The sequence below is a fragment of the Streptosporangium sp. NBC_01469 genome, from assembly GCF_036227305.1.
In the GTDB taxonomy this organism is placed as follows: domain Bacteria; phylum Actinomycetota; class Actinomycetes; order Streptosporangiales; family Streptosporangiaceae; genus Streptosporangium.
Map to the genome: position 1 here is coordinate 99,274 of NZ_CP109465.1, position 20,200 is coordinate 119,473.

The following is a 20,200-nucleotide window of genomic DNA, read 5'->3' on the forward strand; positions in this document are numbered from 1 at the left end:
CGGGAGACGTTCCCCCGGCCCCGGCGGCGCGGACCACCGGGCCTCCGGCTCCCAGACGGGCCACCGGGCTTTCCCGCCCTCGAACGGGACATCGAGCCTTCGACCCTCAAACGGAACACTGGGCTCCAGCCCTTAAGCGGGACATCGGACTCCCGCCCCTCAAGCGGGACATCGGGCCTCCGACCCTCGGGCGGGAGATCGGACTCCCGGCTCTCAACTAGAGCTTTTCCTATGAATCCTCATGAAATGACACCTCGATCCCCATAGAGTCGCGGATCACCAGCCCGCCTCCGGCGAGAACCCGGTTTCGTCCCTCCGTGTGCGGATTAGTTCACAGACTCCCGGAACGACGGCGTGTACACCTGACTTCACAACCCACCACCCCAGGGAGCAGATATGACACGGCTGGGGCCCGTATACACACTGGCGGCAGGAGCGGTGATGGCCGTCGCCCTCGGCGTGGCCAGCGCCACCACCTCACCCACCACACAGACCGTCAACGCGCAGGACGACGTACCCGCCCCGGTGGCCCAGGCCACCACGGAGGCGTCGCCCGCGCCGGAGCCTGAGGCCGTCAAGACGGCCAGGCCCACCCCCGCCAAGGTCGACTACGCCGGGCGGGTCACCGGCAACGGCGGGCTGATCGCCATCTCCATCAGGAACGGCAAGGCGGTCGGCTACTTCTGCGACGGCAAGATCGAGGCCTGGATGAAGGGCAAGGCCGCCGACGGCAAGGTCACCCTGTCCGGCCGCGGCAACGCCTCGCTCACCGCCCAGCTCGGCGGCGGCAGGGCCGCGGGGACCCTCGGGTTCGGCGGCAGGAAGTGGAGCTTCAAGGCTCCGACCGTGAAGAAGCCCTCCGGCCTCTACCGGGCGACCGCGCTCGTCCGCGGTGCCGAGGTCCGCGCCGGATGGATCTACCTCGACGACGGCACCAGGGTCGGCCTCACCCTCGTGGGCGACGAGGTCGCCGACGTGCCGATCCCCGAGCCGGGCGAGAACGCCGTCGTGAACGGCGTGGAAGTCGATCCCCAGGACGTCGACGAGTTCATCGAGGGGTTCTGATGAGTGACACACAGATCACGCCGGTCCAGCACCGGCAGCCGAACAACATCGCCCCGCTCCTCGTCCCGCTCGTCGTCGGCGGGCTGGTGGCGGTCGGGCTGGGCGTCTACGGGCGGGTCCACGCGCCCACCGGGTACGCGATCGGGCTCGCCGGGTTCTCCGGGGCGCTGGCCATGAAGTCCTGGCTCACCACCGGCGCGTTCCTGCTGGCGCTGGTCCAGCTCTTCTCCGCCCTGGTCATGTGGGGCCGGATCAAGCTGGACGTGTCGTGGATCGGCACCCTGCACCGCTGGTCGGGGCGGGTGGCGTTCATCCTGACGATCCCGGTCGCGCTCCACTGCCTGTACGCGCTGGGCACCCAGTTCGACGTGCCGCGCGTGATGATCCACTCGCTGCTCGGCTGCTTCTTCTACGGCGTCTTCACCGCGAAGATGCTGTCCCTGCCCAAGCGGGGGCTGCCCGGCTGGACCCTACCGGTCCTCGGCGGGCTGACCTTCGTCGCCCTGACCGGTCTCTGGCTGACCTCGTCGTTCTGGTTCTTCACCACCATCGGGGTCAAGCTGTAGGCGGGGTGAAGGCCGTGGTGCGCCGCAGGCCGGCGGCCCTGCCCTTCGCCGCGACCACCAGCGCCATCTTCCTGGACGCCTCGTCGATCATCTCGTCGCCGAGCATGACCGCGCCGCGCATCTCGACCGTCGTGTAGTACTCGTACGCGTCGAGGATCAGCTCGGCGTGGTCATAGTCCTCCTGCGGCGGCGAGAACACCTCGTTCGCGGCCTCGATCTGGGAGGGGTGGAGCACCCACTTCCCGTCGAACCCGAGCGCCGCGGCCCGCCCCGCCACCCGGCGGAAACCGTCGAGATCCCTGATCGCCAGGTACGGGCCGTCGATGGCCTGCAGGTCGTGCGTCCTGGCGGCCATCAGGATGCGCATCAGGATGTAGTGGTAGGCGTCGCCCTCGGTGTAGCCGGGCGGCTGCTCACCGACCACCAGGGTCCGCATGTTGATCGAGGCCATGAAGTCGGCCGGGCCGAACACGAGCGTCTCCAGGCGCGGGGACGCGCCGCCGATGGCGTCCACGTTGACCAGGCCCCTGGCGTTCTCGATCTGGGCCTCGATGCCGATCCGTCCGACCGGGAGGCCGTTCGCCCTCTCGATCTGGGTGAGCAGCGTGTCGAGCCACATCACCTGGGCCGCGTCCTCCACCTTGGGCAGCATCAGGCAGTCGACGAACTCCCCCGCGCCCTCCACGACCTCGATGACGTCCCGGTAGGTCCACTGGGTGCCGAGGTCGTTGACCCGGACGACCCTCGTCCTGCCCGACCAGTCGCCCTCCCGCAGGGCGGCCACGATGTTCTTGCGCGCGCCCTCCTTGGCGAGCGGCGCGACGGAGTCCTCCAGGTCGAGGAAGACCTCGTCGGCGGGGAGTCCCTGGGCCTTCTCCAGGAACCTGGGGTTGCTGCCGGGCACCGCGAGACACGAACGTCGGGAACGCATGGGGAACACGCTAACGCCCGGCGGGAACCGGACGACAGGCCGGGCGACGCCGGACGGCCTCCGCGCCGGGACGCGGCGGAAGAAGGGCCGGCAACCGCCGGGACGAGCCGGACGACAGGCCGGGTGACGCTGCGACCTCCGCGCCTGGACGAGGCGGACGACAGGCCAGGCGGGCTGTGACCTTCGCGCCGGGACGAGGGCCGAGGGGCCGGGCGGCGCTGTGGCCTCCGCACAAAGACCCCGCCCTGTTCTTGGCGGCGATCTCGTAGGACCCTTGCCAGGGATGTCAGAAGAATGGACATCAAGAATCCGTCAAGGGAGACACGCACGATGGCAAACGCTTCTTCGGTGGCCAGGCCCGCCGTACTGTCCGATCTCATCCCGGCCTCCCGTGTCCGCGACGTCGCCCTCGTGGTCGGCGGCGCCGCCCTCACCGGCCTGGCCGCGCAGCTCAGCTTCCCGCTGCCCGGCTCGCCGGTGCCGGTCAGCGGCCAGACCTTCGCGGTCGTACTGGTCGGCGCCGCCCTCGGCATGAACCGCGCGGTGCTGAGCATGGCGCTCTACATGCTGGCCGGCGTCGCGGGCGTGCCGTGGTTCGCCGACGGAGCCTCCGGCTTCGGCGGAGCGTCCTTCGGGTATGTCATCGGCTTCATCGCGGCGGCGGCCGTCGTCGGCAAGCTCGCCGAGCGCGGCGGCGACCGCACCGTGCCGCGCACGATCGGCACGATGATCCTGGGCAACCTGGTCATCTACGCCTTCGGCCTGCCGGTTCTCATCGCCGTCGCCCAGATGGATCTCGCCACGGGCCTCGCCCTGGGCGTGGTGCCCTTCCTGCTCGGTGACGCCCTCAAGATCGTCGTCGCGGCGGGACTGCTCCCGGCGGCCTGGAAGCTCTCCCGGCACTGACCCGGCGGCGTGTATGGCCTGTACCGCCATTCGGGAAGGCACAGGCCGTACATTCGTCTCATGGGCGTGATCGAGGAGGGCGCGAAGAAGTCGAGCGTCCTGTGGCTGTCGCTGGACCGGCCCCGGCTGGCCTGGCACACCTGGCACGACGGCGCGATCTACCTGGTCACCGGCGGGGGCGAGCAGCCGCTGCCGGGGCTGGCCGAGGCCGGGGAGGTACGGGTGACGCTGCGCAGCAAGGACAACGGCGGGCGCCTGGTGGCCTTCGACGCCTCCGTGGAGGTGGTGGACCAGGCTCAGGCCCCCGACGCGGTGGCCGCGCTCGCCAAGGAGCGGCTCAACGCCCCCGACGGCACGAGGCTTCTGGAGCGCTGGGCCGCGGCCTCCAAGGTGATACGGCTCGTCCCGCGTGAGCCCGCCTGACGGCTCGTCCCGCGCGAACCCGCCCGACGGTTCGCCCCGTACGAGCCCGCCCGACGGATCCGGCACACCGGGTGCCGCTCCCGGTCGATCGTTCCGGTGCCGCGGCTCACCCCGCGCGAGCCGGTTCCCTGACCTCCAGGACGGGCGAGGGCAGCGCGGCCGTGGCCCGCTGGGCCAGGTAGGCGCCGACCAGGACGATCACGCCACCCGCGATCTGGAAGGGGCCGAGCGCCTCGCCCAGCAGGATCCAGGCGACCACCGCCCCGGCGATGACCTCCAGAGAGGCGACCGTGGAGCCGATGGCGGCCGACAGGCGGCGTACCGCGAGGACGCCGAGGATGTAGGCGACGGCCGTGGCGACCACGATCAGCCAGACCAGCGCCCCGACGACCGGCAGCGTCTGGCCGCCCGCGGGGGTGGCCGTCCCGCTGATCGCCCCCCAGGAGATGTTCCACGGCTGAGAGATCGGCAGGAGCACCACGGCGGCGCCGAGCAGACCCCAGGCGATCAGGCCCAGCGGGTCGACGTCGTCGCCGAAGCTGTCACTGAGCAGGAAGTATCCGGCGCAGCACGCCATCGCGACGAGGGCCAGCAGCAGGCCCACCGGGTCGAGGGCGAGCCCCGACCAGATCTCCACCACGATGCCGAGCCCGACCACGGCGACGACGGCGCCGGTGAAGGCCGCCCGCGGCAGCCGTACCCGCCGGACGAACCGCACCCAGAGCACCACCAGCACCGGCGAGGTGTACTCGATCAGCAGGGTGACGCCGACCGGCAGCCGGGTGATCGCCGCGAAGAACAGCGCCTGCACACCGGCGACCGCGATCACCGCGTACGCCAGGAGGAACGGCAGCCGCGAGCGGGGGATGCGCAGGGCCGAGGGCCGGGCGACCGCGAGGATGCCGACGAGCAGCAGCCCGGCGCCCGCCATGCGGACCCAGACCGCCTCCAGCGGGGCCAGCCCCGCCGCACCCAGGTATTTGGCCATGGGCCCCGAGAAGGCGAAGCACAGGGACGACGCGAGCGCGATCAGCAGTCCTGCACGTCTCATGACCCACCGTTTCCGTAATTACCGTTAAGCGGCTTTGATGCTGTCATGTCGGGATATTGAGCAGCAAGTGCATTCCGGAATGTGAGCCGGGGAGCGTGGCAGCGACCGGCCGGTCCGGGACGCGGCCTACGCTTCAGATGTGAGGATCTTCATCGCGCGTCTCGCCGGAACCCCGGTCTTCGACCCCGCCGGGGACCAGATCGGCCGGGTTCGTGACGTCGTGGTGGCCATCGCCGGAAGCGCGCCGCCGCACGTGCACGGCCTGGTCGTCGAGGTGCAGCCCCGGCGGAGGGTCTTCCTGCCGATCACCCGGATAAGGTCCGCCAAGGCCGGCGCCGTCGTCTTCAGCGGCCAGCTCAACATGCGCAGGTTCGAGCAGCGGGCGACCGAGACCCTGGCCATCGCCGAGCTGCTCGACCTCGGCGTGGAGGTCGAGGGCGAGCGGATGACGGTCCTGGACCTGGCCATGGAGGAGAACAGGCGCTCGGAGTGGCTGATCACCAAGGTGGCGGTGATCGGGAGCCCTCCCGGCATGGGACTGCGCCGGCGCGGCGCGACCAAGATCGTCGACTGGGGTGAGGTCCGCGGCTTCGGCGCCGTCCAGAAGGACCAGGGCGCGGCCAACCTGCTGGTCGCCTTCGAGTCGATGCGCGCCGCCGACCTGGCCGGCGCCCTGCACGAGCTGCCCGACAAGCGGCGGGTCGAGGTGGCGGCGGCCCTCGACGACGTACGGCTCGCGGACGTGCTCGAGGAGCTTCCCGAGCGGGACCAGATCGGCATCCTGAGCAGGCTCGCCCCCGAGCGGGCCGCGGACGTGCTGGAGGAGATGAACCCCGACGACGCGGCCGACCTGCTCCAGGACCTCCCCGCCGAGCAGGCCGAGGCACTGATGGCGCTGATGGAGCCCGAGGAGGCCGCGCCGGTCAGGCGGCTGCTGATCTACCCGGAGAACACCGCGGGCGGGATGATGACGAGCGAGCCGGTGGTCCTGCCGCCGAACGCGACGGTCGCCGAGGCGCTGGCCAGCATCCGCCAGAGCGACATCACCCCGTCGGTGGCCGCGCAGGTCTACGTGGCCCGGCCGCCCGTCGAGACGCCCACCGGCCGCTTTCTCGGCCTGGCCCACTTCCAGCGGCTGCTGCGCGAGCCCCCCTCGACCCTGCTCGGCGGCATCCTGGACACCTCCCTCGACCCGATCAGGCCGGGGTTCACCCTGAACCAGGTGACCTCCTACCTGGCCCACTACAACCTCGTGGCGGCTCCCGTGGTGAACGAGGCGGGACGCCTGGTCGGCGCCGTCACCGTGGACGACGTGCTCGACCACCTGCTGCCGGACGACTGGCGCGAGCGGGACGACCGGCCGAGAGAGGGCGGGAATGCCTGACCGCCTCGACCAGCCCAGGCAGCCCGGCCTGCGGCTGCGCCCCCACTACGACCCCGAGGCGTTCGGGCGGCTGTCGGAGCAGATCGCCCGCTTCCTCGGCACCGCCAGGTTCCTCGTCTACATGACGGGTTTCGTCGCCCTCTGGGTCCTGTGGAATGTCCTCGCCCCCCAGTCGCTGAAGTTCGACCCCTACCCGTTCATCTTCCTGACGCTGATCCTGTCGCTCCAGGCCTCGTACGCGGCGCCACTGATCCTGCTCGCCCAGAACCGGCAGGACGACCGCGACCGGGTCCAGAACGAGCACGACCGCAGGGCGGCGGAGCGGAACCAGGCCGACCTGGACTACCTCACCCGGGAGATCGCCGCCCTGCGCATGGCGCTCGGCGAGGTGGCCACCCGCGACTACATCCGCTCGGAGCTGCAACGCCTGCAGGAGGACCTCCAGGAGCCCCAGGAGTCCGTGGAACCGTGAGCCGGACCCCCCGGACCCCCGATGCCTTCCCGTCCGGCGGAGGCGCGTTCCGGGCCCCGCGGCCGGCGGTTACGCGGGACGGGGTGTGAGCCGGGCGTCCCGCCCCGCTCACACCCCGCGGACCTTCGGAGGATCAGAGACTCCCGAAGATCAGAAGAACGTGTTCTCCGGCTCCGGCAGGTCCAGCAACTGCGGACCACTCCACCTGCTCGTGTCCTTCGGCACGTCGGTGCTCCGCAGGGTGCTGAGCGCCAGCGGGAGGAGCACCTTGCTCCCGGCCAGGTCGACGGTGACGTTCGCGCCGGTGGCCCTCTCGTCGCTGTAGGTCGAGTCGGTGCCCGCGATCACGAGGGCCAGCCTGTGCCCCTTCTTGAAGACGTAGTCCTGCGGCAGCGTCTCCCAGCTCACCCTGCCGTACGTGCCCGCGGGAAGCGGCGAGGGCGCGCTGAGCGAGTCGCGGTTCTGCACGTCGATCCAGCCCCGGGCGACGATCTCCAGCGGGCGGGTGGCCCGGTTGGTGACGACCTGCCTGTAGCAGGCGTCGTCGGAGGCCGTGCTCTCGCCGTGGCAGCTCTCCTCGGCGAGCGTGGTGATGCCCTGGCCCCGCCGCCAGTCGATCCGGGTGTCCTCGCCGAAGTCGACGAGGAGCGCGGTCAGGTTCGAGGTGGGCTTGTCGAGCGCGACGCGCAGGTCCACCACGGGCGTGCCGGACAGACGCAGATCCAGCGGCAGCTCGCCGGTGGTGAAGGCCACCCTCCCCGGCTTGGCCGTGCCGACGTCGGCCACCATGGCCTCCTCGGACTGGCGGATGTCGGTGAACGTGGCGGTCTGGCCCCTCTTCGCCGGTACGAGGCCGAACGAGCCGTCGGCCGCGGGGCGGAAGGGGATCTTCAGGGCGAGCGGGGCGGGCCAGTCACGCTGGGTGGTCCAGCGGTCGAGGCTGCTCTGCACGTCGGCGCGGGGCTCGCGCATGATGCCGTTCTGCACGCCGAGCAGCCAGTAGTCGAACCAGCGGTGCAGCGTGTCGACCCAGAGGTCACGGCGTCCCTCGAAGTCGAAGGGGTCCACGTGCTGGTACTGCCCGACCCAGATCTTGCGGGGCACGTTCCTGTCGGCCAGGGCCTTCCACCACGTGGAGAAGTTGTCGGGCATGACGTTGAGGTCGTTGACCGTGTGCACGGCGAAGACGCTGGCGCGCACCTTGGAGACGTCGGCCAGCGAGCCCGCGATGTAGTCGCGCTCGGCCCAGAAGCCGTTGTAGTTCCCGGTGTCGTCGCCGTCCTGGGCGTCCAGGCGCGACCACGTGGCCGCGCACTTGGCGGTGGGGTCGCTGTCGACGTAGTCCCCCAGCCACGACATGTAGTCGTAGTTGTAGACCACTCCGTTGGAGCGCTGGTACTTGTACCAAGAGCTGATCGCGGAGATCGGGACGATCGTCTCCAGTCCCCGCACGCCGGTCGCCGCCACGGCGTTGGCCAGCGTGCCGTCGTACGACTTGCCGATCATCGCGGCCTTGCCGGTGGTCCAGTCCGCGACCGCGGGTGTGCCGTCGGGGCGGTAGGCGGTGGCGCGGCCGTTCAGCCAGTCGATGACGGCCTTGCCGCCCAGCACGTCGGCCTGCCCGCCGACGTCGGGGCAGCCGTCGGACCTGGTGGTCCCGATCATGTCGACGTTGAGGACGGCGTAACCGCGCGGCACGAAGTAGTTGTCGTAGTACAGGGGGAATTTCGTCACGTTGCCGGCGGCGTCGTAGACCTTCCGCTCAGCCTCGTTCCCCCGGCCGGAGTTGTCGTAGTACGGGCTCTCGTCGATGATCACCGGCACCTTGAGCCCGGGACCGGACTCCTTCGGCCTGATGATGTCGACACGGACCCGGTCCGGCTTCCCGTCGGAGTCGCTGTCGACGCTGGACTCGACGTAGACGTGCTCACGGACGGCGTCGGCGTACGAGAAGACCGGCTGGGTCCGCCCCCGCTCGACGGTGAGAGAGGGTTGGGTGGCCGCGTGAGCCGGGGCGACGCCCGCCACGACCACCGTGAGGGCGATGAGGGCTGCTCGTAACTTTGGCATCGAGCCTCCGCATTAGGGGGGAATATCCGTAATCTCCACGAGTGTCCGTATGACCGGCAAGATCCTTTATGCGTTCGAAATCACTCTGGGGCTGGTATGTGACATAGCGCTCGACGGCCTTGTCCGGAGAAAGGTCAAGGCGGGGCGAGCCGGGTCACGGGGAGGTGAGAAACGCCGGCCGGAAGGGGCGGGCCCGGTCCCCGAGGGGGCCGCCGACGGTGACTTCACGCCGGAACGGCTCGGCGAAAGGCCGCGGTAGCCGGTGCGGGCGACGGCGACGGCGACGGTGCGAAGCCGTGGGGCCGAGGCTCGGCAGAGGCGGAGGCTCGGTACAGGTGGCCATCCGCGGAGGCCCTGGAGGCCTCCGACGCACGTGGTACCGGCACGAGGCCGTGCGGCTGGCGGTGTCGGCGCGAGGCCGTGAGGTTCGGTGCGAGCCCGGTACAGGGCGGTGTCAACGCGAGGTCGTGCGGCTCAAAGGCGGTGTCGGCGCGAGGCCGTGAGGTTCGGCACGGGTTGGTGTCGGCCCGTGGCCGTGGGACTCAGGGGCGGTGTCGGCCCGCGCGGCTCAGTGCGAGCTCAGTACGGGTCCGTGGGGGCCGGAGGGTCCGGGAAGAGCTTGTTCAGCATGGCCGCGCACTGCCGCAGCTCGTCGGCTTCGAGCACGTCCAGGAACTGGGCGCGGATCCCGCGCAGGTAGGTGGGGCTGGCCTCGGCCAGCCGCGCGGCGCCCCCGTCCGTCAGGACCGCGAACAGGCCCCGCGCGTCGCTGCTGCAGGCCTCGCGCTCGACCAGGCCGTCGCGCTGGAGACGGTCGATGAGCCGGGTCAGCCCGCTGCGCGACAGCAGCACCCTGTCGGCCAGGTCGTTCATCCTCAGCCGCCGCTCGGGCGCCTCGGACAGCTGCAGCAGGACCTCGTACGAAGCCAGGGCCAGATCGTGCTCGACCAGCAGGTCGGCCTCCAGAACCCGGGTGATGCGGACCTGGGCCCGCTGGAGCATGCGCCAGACCACCAGCTCCTCCGAGCCGATGCTCTCTCTTGACTCGCCCGCCGTGAGGGTCACGGAGTAACCTTAGAACGTTGCACGCGCACCTACACAGCGAATTGTCCGAATCCAGCGACCATCGCCGGTTTCGGAATTCCTTCCGACGTCCCCGGGTTCATACCATGGGCTCACGACGCCGACCGTTCCCTGACGGGATCGGCCTCCTGCCAAGCCACGCCGGCGCGACGACGGGCAGATCCTGCCCGTGAGACGCCTCATCGATAACAGACAAGGAGGGACGGCATCCTCGTCGCCCCAGGGTGACGTGACTGCCGACACTTCGATGGCACCTACCACGGAACTGGTGATGGCCGCCCTCGCGACCGTCAACGACCCTGAGATCCGTCGGCCGATCACCGAACTCGACATGGTCAAGAGCGTCGACATCTCCCCCGAGGGAGCCGTACGTGTCGCGATCTACCTGACGGTGTCCGGCTGTCCCATGAAGGACACCATCACCCGGGACGTCACCGGCGCCGTTTCCAAGGTCGACGGGGTGACCGGCGTCTCCATCGAGATGGACGTCATGAGCACCGAGCAGCGCAAGACGCTGCAGACCAAGCTGCGCGGCAACAAGGGGCCCGAGAAGGAGATCCCCTTCGCCCAGCCCGGCTCGCTGACCCGCGTCTTCGCGGTCGCCTCGGGCAAGGGCGGCGTCGGCAAGTCGTCCGTCACCGTCAACCTGGCCGCCGCGATGGCCGCGAGCGGCCTGAAGGTCGGCGTCGTCGACGCCGACATCTACGGCCACAGCATTCCCCGCATGCTCGGCATCTCCGACCGCCCCACCAAGGTCGAGGACATGATCATGCCGCCGGTGGCGCATGACATCAAGGTCATCTCGGTCGGCATGTTCAAGCCGGAGGGCAACACCCCGGTCGTGTGGCGCGGCCCGATGCTCGACCGTGCCCTGCACCAGTTCCTCGCCGACGTCTACTGGGGCGACCTGGACGTGCTGCTGATGGACCTGCCCCCGGGCACCGGTGACATCGCGATCTCCGTGGCGCAGCGGATGCCGTCGGCGGAGCTCCTGGTGGTGACCACCCCGCAGCAGGCCGCCGCCGAGGTCGCCGAGCGCGCGGGATCGATCGCCGTCCAGACCCACCAGCAGATCGCCGGGGTCATCGAGAACATGTCGTGGCTGCCCTGCCCGCACTGCGACGAGCGGATCTCGGTCTTCGGCGAGGGCGGCGGCCAGACCGTGGCCGACGCGCTGACCCGCACCCTGGGTTCCCGCGTGCCGCTCCTGGGCCAGGTGCCCATCGACATGCGCCTGCGTGAGGGCAGCGACGAGGGCAAGCCGCTCGTGCTGACCGACCCGGACGCCCCGGCCGCGACCGAGCTGAGCCGCATCGCCGCGTCCCTCAGCAAGAAGTCGGCCAGCCTCAAGGGCCTCCAGCTCGGCATCTCGCCCACCCGGCGCGGCTGAGAGCCCGAGGGGCCGGGAGACCGGTCCCTCGAGGCCCGGAACGGCCTCTCCCGCGACACGACGACGGCGGCGACCCCTTGTCGGGGCTGCCGCCGTCGTCGTGTGAGGCGCGTGTGGGGCGCGCGAGACGAGAGTCCACGCGACGTTCGACGACCGGGTCGGCTAGGTCGCGTCGGAGTCGTACGGGGGGATCTCGCCGTAGCCCAGCTCGTCGGCGCCGCTCATCGCGTGGGCGGCCGGCTCGGCGGTGGCGGTGGCGGTGCCGTTCCAGTCGTCCTCGAGGTCGGCGGTGAGGTGCTTGCGGACGAAGTTCTTCGGGTTGAGGTCGGCCGGGTCGAAGTCGGCGAAATCGGGCCCGAGCCCCGTCCGCAGGTCGTCCCTCGCGCTGTTGGCCATCCGACGCAGGTTGCGCAGGGTCTTGCCCGCCTGCGAGGCGGCCTGGGGCAGCTTTTCCGGGCCGAAGACGAGAAGGGCGATCACCACCAGCGCCACGATCTCAGGCCAGCCGAGTCCGAACACGGTGATCTCCTACCGGGAGGATGCCAGAAGCACCTCTCCGGCCATACACCGGAGAGGTTCCACACTAACGCCCCGACTCGTGAGCACGCGCCCCACCCCGCCACTCAGGAGGGTGCGGGCGAAGGCTGGTCAGGTGCGGTACCGACGGTCACGGTCGCGGTCTTCTCCTGGCCGCCACGCTGGTACTTGATCGCGAGCTTCTCACCGGGAGCCCTGTTGCGGATCATGGCGATCAGCTCGTTGCCGTCCTGGAGCACGACGCCCTCGACCTCCAGGATGACGTCTCCGGGCTTGAGGCCCGCCTGGGCGGCGGGGCCGTTCGGCTCGACCGGCTGCGAGCCCTGCCTGGACTCGGTGGCGATGCGCACCCCGACGCCCTGGTAGGTCGGGTCGATGGCGACGCCGATGCGCGACTTCTTGGCCTTGCCCGTGGTGATCAGCTCCTGGGCGACCCGGCGGGCGTGGTTCACCGGGATGGCGAAGCCGAGGCCGATGCTGCCGCTCTGGCCGCCGACCGACCTGCCGAGCGTGGCGATCGCCGAGTTGACGCCGATGACCTCGCCGTTGACGTTGACCAGCGGGCCCCCCGAGTTGCCGGGGTTGATGGCCGCGTCGGTCTGCACGGCGCTGAGCCAGGTGGTGTCGGAGCTGTTCTCCTCACCCGCCTGGACGGGGCGGTTGAGCGAGCTGACGATGCCGGAGGTCACGGTGCCGGTCAGGCCCAGCGGAGATCCGATGGCGATGACCGGGTCGCCCACGACCACGTTGTCGGAGTTGCCGAGGACGATCTCGGGGGCGCCGAAGGTCTCCGCGGGCTTGACCACGGCCAGGTCGGACTCGGGGTCACGGCCCACGACGACGGCCGAGGTGGACTTGCGGTTGTTAAACTGGATCTGGATCTGGCCGCTCGGGTCGGCACTGGCCACCACGTGGTTGTTGGTCACCACGTAGCCGCCCTTGATCAGGAAGCCGGAGCCGGTGCTGGAACTCGCCCCGCCCTCGACGGCGAGCGACACCACGCTGGGCAGGACCTTCGAGGCCACGCCCGCGACCGACTCGGGGGGCCGGACGTTGGAACCCGTCGGCGCCCCGCCCAGGCTGAAGGAGGGGTCGCGCCCCGAGCCCGTGGGCTTGGTGAGGAGGTAGGTGCCGACACTGCCCAGCGTGGAGGCCAGCAGCGCGACCACCACGGCGAGGATCACCAGCGTGGCGGTGCGCGGCCCGCGCCGGACGGGCGCGGGCGGCGGACCGCCGAAGCCTCCGGGGCCTCCCGGACCCCCCGGGCCCGTGGGAGGGGGCGCCCAGCCGGGCCCCATGCCGAACGCCTGGGCGGGCGGCGGGGGCGGGGCGGGCTGGGATGAGAAGACCGCCGTGTCGTACCTGGGCCTGCCCGAGGGGTCGCCCCAGTTCTCCCCCGTGGGGCCGGGGCCCTGGACACCCTCGCCGGGCGGCACGTCCCTGCCGTCGTGGCGAAGCGGTTCGGGATGCTCCTGCGGCCGGCCCCACCGGTCACGGTCGGGCTGGGCGCCCGGCTGGCTCCAGCCGTCGTCGCGGGGCTGCTCGGCCTGGAAGGGCGCGGCCTCCCCTGCGGGCAGGAACTCCGGGCGGGAGAACTCGGGGCCGGAGGAGTCGGCGCGGCGGGACTCGGGAGTGCCGTGGCCGCCGTCGGCGAAGTCCGACGGCGTACGCCCCTCAGCATCGTTCGCCTCGTGGGTAGTACGGGCATCGTCGGTCATCGAATACTCACTACTCCTTGCCTCGCAGGCGGCCGCTCGCCGAGTCAACCCGGCAATCTTCCCCCGAGCGGCATACGAGATGTGTAAAGCACGCGTTATCCGAAGGGATTGACCCAGGAGAGCAGACGGCTCGCACCGCGGCCGAGCCGCGTCCAGAGATCGGGAACGGGCTCGTGCGGCAACGCCGCGACAGCGGTGTCGACCATGTCGGCCGGCGCGTCGGCAAAGACGGTGTAGACATGACCCCCACTCGCCCAGATCGTCTCCTGCCCAGCTGGGTCTCGAACCCAGATCGTATGCCCCTTACGCCGCTCCGCATGCCAACCTTGGAGACGTTCCTCATCAAGCATCCCAGACTGGATAAAAACCGACACGACTGACAATCCATCTGAGTACCCCAGATACAAGTATCCAGGAGGGGTGTTGTGCGCGGCGAACAGCTCCAGGCGTCCCGGCAGTGCCCGGGGGAAACTCCAGCCACCGGCCGCCAGGCGGGGCAGTTCGGCCAGGTCAAGACCACCGGCGGCCAGCGCGGGCGCCGCGCTCCTCGCCACCGGATCGAGGGTCAGATCGACGAAGGCCCCGGCGCTGACGACCCGGCCCTCGGCGTCCATGAGCTCGCGGCGCAGCACCGGACCGCCGGCCTCGTCGAGCCAGTAGCGGGCGGCGGCCGTGCCGTCGGGCCGCAGGACGTTCACGAGGCGGGCCGGGCGCCCGCAGGCGAAGCCCTCCCCCGCGGCCACGACCCGGTAGTTGCGGGCCAGGACCTCGAGCATCGCCTCGGACGGGCTGGACATGCCCCCGGCGGGGGTGCCGGGGTCGGCGTTCCGTACCGAGCCCGAGGCGTTCCGTACTGAGCCGGAGGGCCCCGAGGCCCCCGAGGGCGCGGCGCGCACCGTCAGTCCCTTTCCCGGGACGTTGCGCACCTCCAGCACCGCGGAGGCGGCGCCGGAGGCGCCCCAGGAGGTGACGTACTGGGTGCCGGAGTATCCGCGGGACCGGCCGGCGACCGCCGCCTCGCGGAGCAGGTGCAGACCGCTGTCCTCGCTCTCGACGTCGTCCGGCGGCACGACGTGCGGGGACCGGACGGCGTGTGCCGTGCCGCCCGCCACCAGCCCCAGCAGCATGACAGCGGCCAGGAAGACCGTGGCGGGCAGCCGGATCACGGAGAGGGGGAGAGGGTCGGCGTCGCCGACCCGCCATAGGGCGCGGTGTTCCTGTGCTGGTTGGCGAACATGTCGACCGGCGGCACGACACGCGGATTGGGGTCGGCCCCGCCTACCACGAACAGGGTCCCGATCGCCACGGCCGCCGAGGCGACGCCCACCGCGACATAGCCCGCCCGCCGCGCTCGGCGAGGCCCTCCGGCACGGCCTCGGGGCCGGTTGTCGGGGGGAGCGATGCTGTGCATGCTCGGAATGGGCGCGCCACCGAAGGTGCGTGAGGCCGGAAAGGGGCGCTCACGCGGCGGCAACGGGCCGCCGGGCTCCGCCATGCGGAGCAGGGACATCGTCAGGTCGGTCGGCATCGCCGGACCGTCGAGGGACCGCAACCGGCTCTTCAGCGCCCGCATGGCGTCGACCTCGGCCCTGCAGGTGGCGCAGAAGGTGAGGTGAGACAGGGCACGGTCGCGCTCGTGGTGATTCAGCTCACCGTCGACCAGCGCGGAAACGCGTTCTCCAAGGTGACTCATGCGCACTCCTTGCCAAGTGGCTCGTCGTGACATTCGTCATGACTGTGGTTTCTCATGCGAATTCCTCCCCGTGAGTAACGCTCGGGGGGAATTGGTCGTTCCGCGGCGCGCGATGCTCCAGCGCCTCACGCAGCTGCGCCCGCCCACGGTGGATCCGGCTGCGGACGGTGCCGAGCTTCACGCCCAGCGTCGCCGCGATCTCCTCGTAGGACAGCCCCTCGATGTCACACAGAACGACGGCCGCGCGGAACTCGGGCGCGAGCGCGTCGAGTGCCGCCTGGATGTCGGGCTCCAGATGGGTGTCGTCGTACACCTGTGCGGGAGAAGGCTCGCGCCCGCGCAGCCGCTCGGCGGCGTCGTCGGCGAGCCCCTCGAACCTGATGCGCTGCTTGCGCCGCGCCATGTCGAGGAACAGGTTGGTGGTGATGCGGTGCAGCCAGCCCTCGAAAGTGCCTGGCGTGTAGTTCGACAACGACCTGAAGACCCGGACGAAGACCTCCTGTGTGAGATCCTCCGCATCGTGCACGTTCCCGGTCAGCCGATAGGCCAGCCGGTAGACGCGCGCCGAGTGCGTCCGGACCACCTCCTCCCATGTGGGAGGTGTCCAATCAGACACGGGAGCTTCGGCCTGGTGGTCGGACTCCTCCACCAGCACTCCTCTCTCCGGGACCACCGCTATCGCCATAGTGCCTGGTTTCGTCCCTTCGTGCGCACTGACTACCTTCAGGACCGGCAAAGGCCGCTTAAACCGTGCAACGCACCGGGGGTGACATGAGTTCCCGATCGGGCCTGCCTCCCTTAGGCTGCGACCCAGCGCCTATATGACTGTGTACGGAGAAAGCGGGAGGAGAGGCCGATGGCAGAGACGCCGACAAGTCCGTTGGAGGCCACTCTGGCCTATGCCGACGAGTTCCACCGGGAGGACGACATCCTGCGGGCCGCGCGCATGCGCGGCGCGGAGGTGGGGGCGCCCCCGATCCTGCCCGGCGGCGGCGCCGCTCTCTGCTTCCTCGCCACCGCCATCAACGCCCGCGCCGTCGTGGAGATCGGCACCGGCTGCGGCGTGTCGGGGCTGTGGCTGCTCCGCGGCATGCGCCAGGACGGCACGCTCACCAGCGTGGACGTGGAACCCGAGCACCAGCGGCTGGCCAGGCAGAGCTTCGCCCAGGCCGGATTCTCCGGCGGCCGGATCCGCCTGATCACCGGCCGTGCCCTCGACGTGCTCCCCCGCCTCTCCGACGGCGGCTACGACCTGGTCTTCTGTGACGGCGCCATGCACGAGTACGCCGACTACCTGGACGAGTCCGTCCGGCTGCTGCGGGTCGGCGGCATCGTCGTCTTCGACAACGCCCTCTGGGGCAACAGGGTGGCCGACCCCGTGCAGCGGGACCCCGACACGGTCGCCATCAGGGAGCTGGGCAAGCTGGTCCGCTCCGACGAGCGGCTCCGCCCGCTGATGATGCCCCTGGGGGACGGCATCCTGGCGGCCGTCAAGCTCGCCGACTGACACCGCCCGCGACACGCCCCAGGATTGGGCAATGCCGTTCACACGGGTCCGGAAAGCGATCACCAGGATCCCGAAAGACGCGGGTCAACCCCCTGCGGGCCGGAAACGATGCCGGTAAGGCCATAGCGCTACAACGCGGGCCTTTTCCATGATCATCGATATACAGGGGTGCACCATGACGGTTGCCGCCAAGCTGGACAAACTGCTCGACAAGGACTACGAGGGAGTCGACCTCCACGCGCTTCCCAACGCGCCGGTCAGCGCGCTCTCCGGGGTCAGCGAGAGCGACGCCCAGGATCTGGCCAAGGCGTTCGGTATCAAGACCATCGGCGACCTCGGCCGCAACAAGCACTTCCGGGCTGCGGAGGCCATCGTCAGCCTCTCCGAGGCGAGCAGGTAGGAAGCGCCGGGCGGCGGCGCCCGCGCACCGGGCAGGCGCCAGGCTCGCGAGCCTGGCGCCGGTCAGCGCCTTCTGGTCACCGTCTCTTGGTCACCCCGTCGTTGAGCCCCGACAGCCATTCGAGCAGCAGGCGCACGCCGTACCCGGTGGCCCCCTTGCTGAGGATGCCCTCGTCGGCACCGCTGCGGCCGACACCCGCGATGTCCAGGTGCGCCCACGGCCGTCCGCCGGTGAACTCGCGCAGGAACAGCGCCGCGATGACGGAACCGGCGCCGTAGGTCGATCCGGCCTCGATGTTGGTCAGGTCGGCCACGGACGATTCGAGCGCGGGAACGTAGTCGTCGATCAGCGGCATCCGCCAGAGCCGCTCCCCGCTGGTCGCCCCCGCTCCGACCAGCTCGCCGGCCAGCTCGTCGTCGGAGGCGAAGACCCCGCCGAGATCCTTGCCCAGGGCGATGCCGATCGCCCCGGTCAGCGTGGCGATGTCGACCATGACGTCCGGGTCCAGCTCCGCGTCGGCGTAGGCCAGCGCGTCGGCCAGGACCAGACGGCCCTCGGCGTCGGTGTTGAGCACCTCCACCGTCCGGCCGCCGTACTGCGTGATCACGTCGGAGGGGCGCTGGGCCGTGCCGGAGAAGGAGTTCTCGGCGGCGGCGACGAGGCCGGTGACCCGCACCCGCACGCCGAGCGCGGCCAGCGCGCCCAGGACCGCGATGACGACGGCTCCGCCGGCCATGTCGGTCTTCATGAACACCATGTTGCTCGTCGGCTTGAGCGACAGGCCGCCGGTGTCGTACATGATGCCCTTGCCGACCAGGACCACGTGGCCGGTCGCGTCCTCGGGCTCGTAGGAGAGCTGGATCAGCCGGGGCGGGCTCACCGACCCCTGGCCGACGGCGAGGATGCCGCCGAAGCCGCCGGACCGCAGCTCCCGCTCGTCCCACACCCTCACCGCGACGCCCCGCTCGGCGGCGCGCTCGGCGAGCCAGGCGGGGGACTTCACCGAGGAGGGGGTGTTGGTCAGGTCCCTGGCGAGCGCCACGGCCCCGGCGATCACCTCGGCCCCGGCGACCTCCGCCTCGACCCCGTCGCCGACGAACTCGAGCGTCACCGGGGAGGACTTCGCCTCGCCGGCCCTGAAGGTGTACGTGGCCAGCAGGGCACCCTCCACGAACGCGGCCACCGGCCCGTCCGGGAGCACGATCCTGATGGCGTCCCTGCCCTTGCCGCGCCGCGCCACCGCCGCGCCCGCCTTGCGCAGGGCGGCCGCCGAGCCGTCGCCGACCCCGTAGAGGAGCACCCGGCCGACGGCGTCGCCGTTCGCGACGGGAACCTCGACGATCTCGCCCGCCTCGCCCTTGGCCTTGTGGTGGGCGAGCAGCGCCGCCGCGGGCACCGGCAGCTCGATCTCGGGCGCGAGGTCCGCCGCGAAGGGGACGGCCAGCAACTCGGCGTCACCGGGGAGCGCGGTCCCGGCCCCCTCCCCGGTGGCGGGCTCCGCACCCCCGGGGGACGCGGCGGACAGCCCCCGCGCGTAGGGAACGCGAGGCAGGAGCAGATGGGGGGAGATGGGCATAGGGGTAACTCCTAGTCATCAGGCGTGGAGAAGAACACCGGGGAGAACACCGCGGCCCTGGCGCGAGCCGCCGTGAGGCGGTCCGACGGCCAGGGCCGTGTTCATCGTCGGTCTCGCGGGCCGTCGCAGGTGTCATGCTCCCCGAGCAAGCTCAAATAGGGCCCGGCTCCACCACTTCTGGTTTAGATCGGGATCAACCGACGATTTTCTTCAGTTCCTCACCGAGGGCGCTTGCCTCGTCCGCCGAGAGCTCGACGACAAGGCGGCCGCCACCCTCCAGGGGAACCCGCATGACGATCCCCCTGCCTTCCTTGACGACCTCCAGCGGACCATCACCGGTCCTCGGCTTCATAGCCGCCATGCGTGTATCCCTTCCTGCTTCGGGCTCCGGATCTCCGACTGACCCGAGGGTGGCCGACGCATTCACGTCTTCTGTGATGTCCTATTATCCCGCCTCCGCACGGAGAATGGGAACGATCAGTCTTAGCGTCGGCTCATCCGGCGATCAAGACCGTTGTCCGAGACCCCTCAGACGGCCAAACTTGTCCTCGTGAACGCCCGCGCCGCTCTCTTCGATCTGTACGGGGACCACCTCAGGTCCCGAGGCGGTCGCGCGTCCGTGGCCGCCCTCGTCCGTCTCCTCGCCCCGCTGGACATCGCGGCCCCCGCCGTGCGCACCGCCGTATCGCGGATGGTGCGGCAGGGCTGGCTCGCGCCCGCCCGGCTGCCCAGGGGCCCCGGCTACGAGGTCACCCCCAAGTGCGTGCACCGCCTCGACGAGGCCGCACTGAGAATTTACCGAGTCGGGACGATCACATGGAACGGCCGGTGGCACATCCTCGTGGTGGAACCCGTGCGCGAGCGCTCCAGGCGGGAGCGCCTGCGCTCCGATCTGGCCTTCATCGGGTACGCGCCCCTGTCGGAGACGACCTGGATCGGGCCGCGGCCCTCCCCCGAGCTGGACGCGATCTTCGACGGCGAGGGCCTCGCCGCCGACCGGTTCGACGCGGTGCTCGACGGTGACCCCGCCGCGCTGGTCGCCAGGACCTGGGATCTGGACGGCATCGGGGCCGCCTACGAGGAGTGGATGGCCCAGGCGATGGACCTGGTCGGCGCGCTGCCCGACAACGCGAGCGGCGACCAGGTGTTCGCCACCCGGAGCAGGCTGCTGCACGGCTGGCGCAACTTCCTGTTCCGCGATCCCGGGCTCCCCGCGGAGCTCCTGCCGCGGGGCTGGCCGGGGGAGAAGGCCAGGATCTACTTCGAGCGCGAGGCCGGACGGCTGCTCCCGGCCGCCGCCGCCTTCGTCGACCGCCACCTTGGCGAGGCGTAGCGGAAGCCGCCGTCCGTGAGAGCCGCCACGAAGGTCACCGTGAAGATCGGCGCAGAAGCCGCCGTGAAAGTCGCGGTGAAGGTCACCGTGAACAG

The 20,200-nt window shown here is 70.7% G+C and carries 21 protein-coding genes; 10 read left to right on the top strand and 11 right to left on the bottom strand.

Annotated elements, in window-relative coordinates; all coding sequences use genetic code 11:
• Window positions 1-396 precede the first annotated feature (396 nt).
• On the top strand, window positions 397-1,065 hold the full coding sequence (locus OG587_RS00440; RefSeq protein WP_329085746.1) for a hypothetical protein: 669 nt from the start codon (window positions 397-399) through the stop codon (window positions 1,063-1,065).
• Window positions 1,065-1,631 carry a DUF6529 family protein gene (locus tag OG587_RS00445; RefSeq protein WP_329085748.1) on the top strand — a complete coding sequence of 189 codons (567 nt, stop codon included), beginning with the start codon at window positions 1,065-1,067 and terminating at the stop codon, window positions 1,629-1,631. The genes OG587_RS00440 and OG587_RS00445 overlap by 1 nt, the downstream gene beginning before the upstream one ends.
• Here OG587_RS00445 and OG587_RS00450 read toward each other — a convergent pair.
• Window positions 1,621-2,562 (bottom strand): HpcH/HpaI aldolase/citrate lyase family protein, encoded by a 942-nt coding sequence (locus OG587_RS00450; RefSeq protein WP_329085749.1) that lies wholly within the window; start codon window positions 2,560-2,562, stop codon window positions 1,621-1,623. The genes OG587_RS00445 and OG587_RS00450 overlap by 11 nt on opposite strands.
• Window positions 2,563-2,892: 330 nt before the next feature.
• Between OG587_RS00450 and OG587_RS00455 the strand changes: the two genes are divergently transcribed.
• Window positions 2,893-3,468, top strand: coding sequence for a biotin transporter BioY (locus tag OG587_RS00455; protein ID WP_329085750.1), 576 nt, complete (start codon window positions 2,893-2,895; stop codon window positions 3,466-3,468).
• 60 nt (window positions 3,469-3,528) lie between these two features.
• Window positions 3,529-3,891, top strand: a complete 363-nt coding sequence (locus OG587_RS00460; protein ID WP_329085751.1) for a hypothetical protein — start codon at window positions 3,529-3,531, stop codon at window positions 3,889-3,891.
• 106 nt (window positions 3,892-3,997) lie between these two features.
• Here the strand turns inward: OG587_RS00460 and OG587_RS00465 are convergent, their stop codons facing one another.
• On the bottom strand, window positions 3,998-4,942 hold the full coding sequence (locus tag OG587_RS00465) for an EamA family transporter (protein WP_329085753.1): 945 nt from the start codon (window positions 4,940-4,942) through the stop codon (window positions 3,998-4,000).
• Window positions 4,943-5,081: 139 nt separating this feature from the next.
• Between OG587_RS00465 and OG587_RS00470 the strand changes: the two genes are divergently transcribed.
• On the top strand, window positions 5,082-6,326 hold the full coding sequence (locus tag OG587_RS00470; RefSeq protein ID WP_329085754.1) for a magnesium transporter MgtE N-terminal domain-containing protein: 1,245 nt from the start codon (window positions 5,082-5,084) through the stop codon (window positions 6,324-6,326).
• On the top strand, window positions 6,319-6,798 hold the full coding sequence (locus OG587_RS00475) for a DUF1003 domain-containing protein (RefSeq protein ID WP_329085755.1): 480 nt from the start codon (window positions 6,319-6,321) through the stop codon (window positions 6,796-6,798). Before OG587_RS00470 ends, OG587_RS00475 begins: the two co-directional genes overlap by 8 nt.
• Before the next feature lie 150 nt (window positions 6,799-6,948).
• Here OG587_RS00475 and OG587_RS00480 read toward each other — a convergent pair whose 3' ends face one another.
• Together OG587_RS00480 and OG587_RS00485 are read right to left on the bottom strand one after the other, a co-directional pair.
• A complete protein-coding gene (locus OG587_RS00480) occupies window positions 6,949-8,868 on the bottom strand; it encodes a Xaa-Pro dipeptidyl-peptidase (RefSeq protein ID WP_329085756.1) in 1,920 nt (639 codons plus the stop codon).
• A 579-nt stretch (window positions 8,869-9,447) separates the two neighbouring features.
• A complete protein-coding gene (locus tag OG587_RS00485; protein ID WP_329085757.1) occupies window positions 9,448-9,933 on the bottom strand; it encodes a MarR family winged helix-turn-helix transcriptional regulator in 486 nt (161 codons plus the stop codon).
• Between the two features lie 265 nt (window positions 9,934-10,198).
• Here OG587_RS00485 and OG587_RS00490 point away from each other — a divergent pair, with 265 nt between their 5' ends.
• Window positions 10,199-11,341 (top strand): Mrp/NBP35 family ATP-binding protein, encoded by a 1,143-nt coding sequence (locus OG587_RS00490; RefSeq protein WP_329085758.1) that lies wholly within the window; start codon window positions 10,199-10,201, stop codon window positions 11,339-11,341.
• A gap of 162 nt (window positions 11,342-11,503) precedes the next feature.
• Here OG587_RS00490 and OG587_RS00495 read toward each other — a convergent pair whose 3' ends face one another.
• From OG587_RS00495 to sigE, 5 genes are all read right to left on the bottom strand, one after another.
• A complete protein-coding gene (locus OG587_RS00495) occupies window positions 11,504-11,860 on the bottom strand; it encodes a sec-independent translocase (RefSeq protein ID WP_329085760.1) in 357 nt (118 codons plus the stop codon).
• A gap of 104 nt (window positions 11,861-11,964) precedes the next feature.
• Window positions 11,965-13,596: a S1C family serine protease gene (locus OG587_RS00500; RefSeq protein ID WP_329085762.1), complete on the bottom strand. Its 1,632-nt coding sequence runs from the start codon at window positions 13,594-13,596 to the stop codon at window positions 11,965-11,967.
• Between the two features lie 95 nt (window positions 13,597-13,691).
• A complete protein-coding gene (locus tag OG587_RS00505) occupies window positions 13,692-14,762 on the bottom strand; it encodes a sigma-E factor regulatory protein RseB domain-containing protein (protein ID WP_329085764.1) in 1,071 nt (356 codons plus the stop codon).
• The gene (locus tag OG587_RS00510) at window positions 14,759-15,289 is read right to left on the bottom strand and encodes an anti-sigma factor family protein (RefSeq protein ID WP_329085766.1); all 531 of its coding nucleotides are present in this window, start codon (window positions 15,287-15,289) and stop codon (window positions 14,759-14,761) included. Before OG587_RS00510 ends, OG587_RS00505 begins: the two co-directional genes overlap by 4 nt.
• A 52-nt stretch (window positions 15,290-15,341) precedes the next feature.
• Window positions 15,342-15,974 carry an RNA polymerase sigma factor SigE gene (gene sigE / locus OG587_RS00515; protein WP_329085768.1) on the bottom strand — a complete coding sequence of 211 codons (633 nt, stop codon included), beginning with the start codon at window positions 15,972-15,974 and terminating at the stop codon, window positions 15,342-15,344.
• Window positions 15,975-16,145: 171 nt separating this feature from the next.
• Between sigE and OG587_RS00520 the strand changes: the two genes are divergently transcribed.
• Window positions 16,146-16,796, top strand: a complete 651-nt coding sequence (locus OG587_RS00520; RefSeq protein WP_329085770.1) for an O-methyltransferase — start codon at window positions 16,146-16,148, stop codon at window positions 16,794-16,796.
• A 175-nt stretch (window positions 16,797-16,971) separates the two neighbouring features.
• Window positions 16,972-17,196 carry a hypothetical protein gene (locus OG587_RS00525; protein ID WP_329085772.1) on the top strand — a complete coding sequence of 75 codons (225 nt, stop codon included), beginning with the start codon at window positions 16,972-16,974 and terminating at the stop codon, window positions 17,194-17,196.
• A gap of 76 nt (window positions 17,197-17,272) precedes the next feature.
• On the opposite strand, the gene OG587_RS00530 is transcribed toward OG587_RS00525, so the two are convergent.
• Complete coding sequence (locus OG587_RS00530) at window positions 17,273-18,772, bottom strand: leucyl aminopeptidase family protein (RefSeq protein ID WP_329085775.1); 1,500 nt, start codon at window positions 18,770-18,772, stop codon at window positions 17,273-17,275.
• Between the two features lie 193 nt (window positions 18,773-18,965).
• Window positions 18,966-19,133, bottom strand: a complete 168-nt coding sequence (locus OG587_RS00535) for a DUF3117 domain-containing protein (protein ID WP_084195322.1) — start codon at window positions 19,131-19,133, stop codon at window positions 18,966-18,968.
• Window positions 19,134-19,322: 189 nt separating this feature from the next.
• Between OG587_RS00535 and OG587_RS00540 the strand changes: the two genes are divergently transcribed.
• Entirely contained in the window at window positions 19,323-20,105 is a 783-nt protein-coding gene (locus OG587_RS00540; RefSeq protein WP_329085778.1) for a PaaX family transcriptional regulator, read from the top strand.
• The last annotated feature ends 95 nt before the right edge of the window (window positions 20,106-20,200 follow it).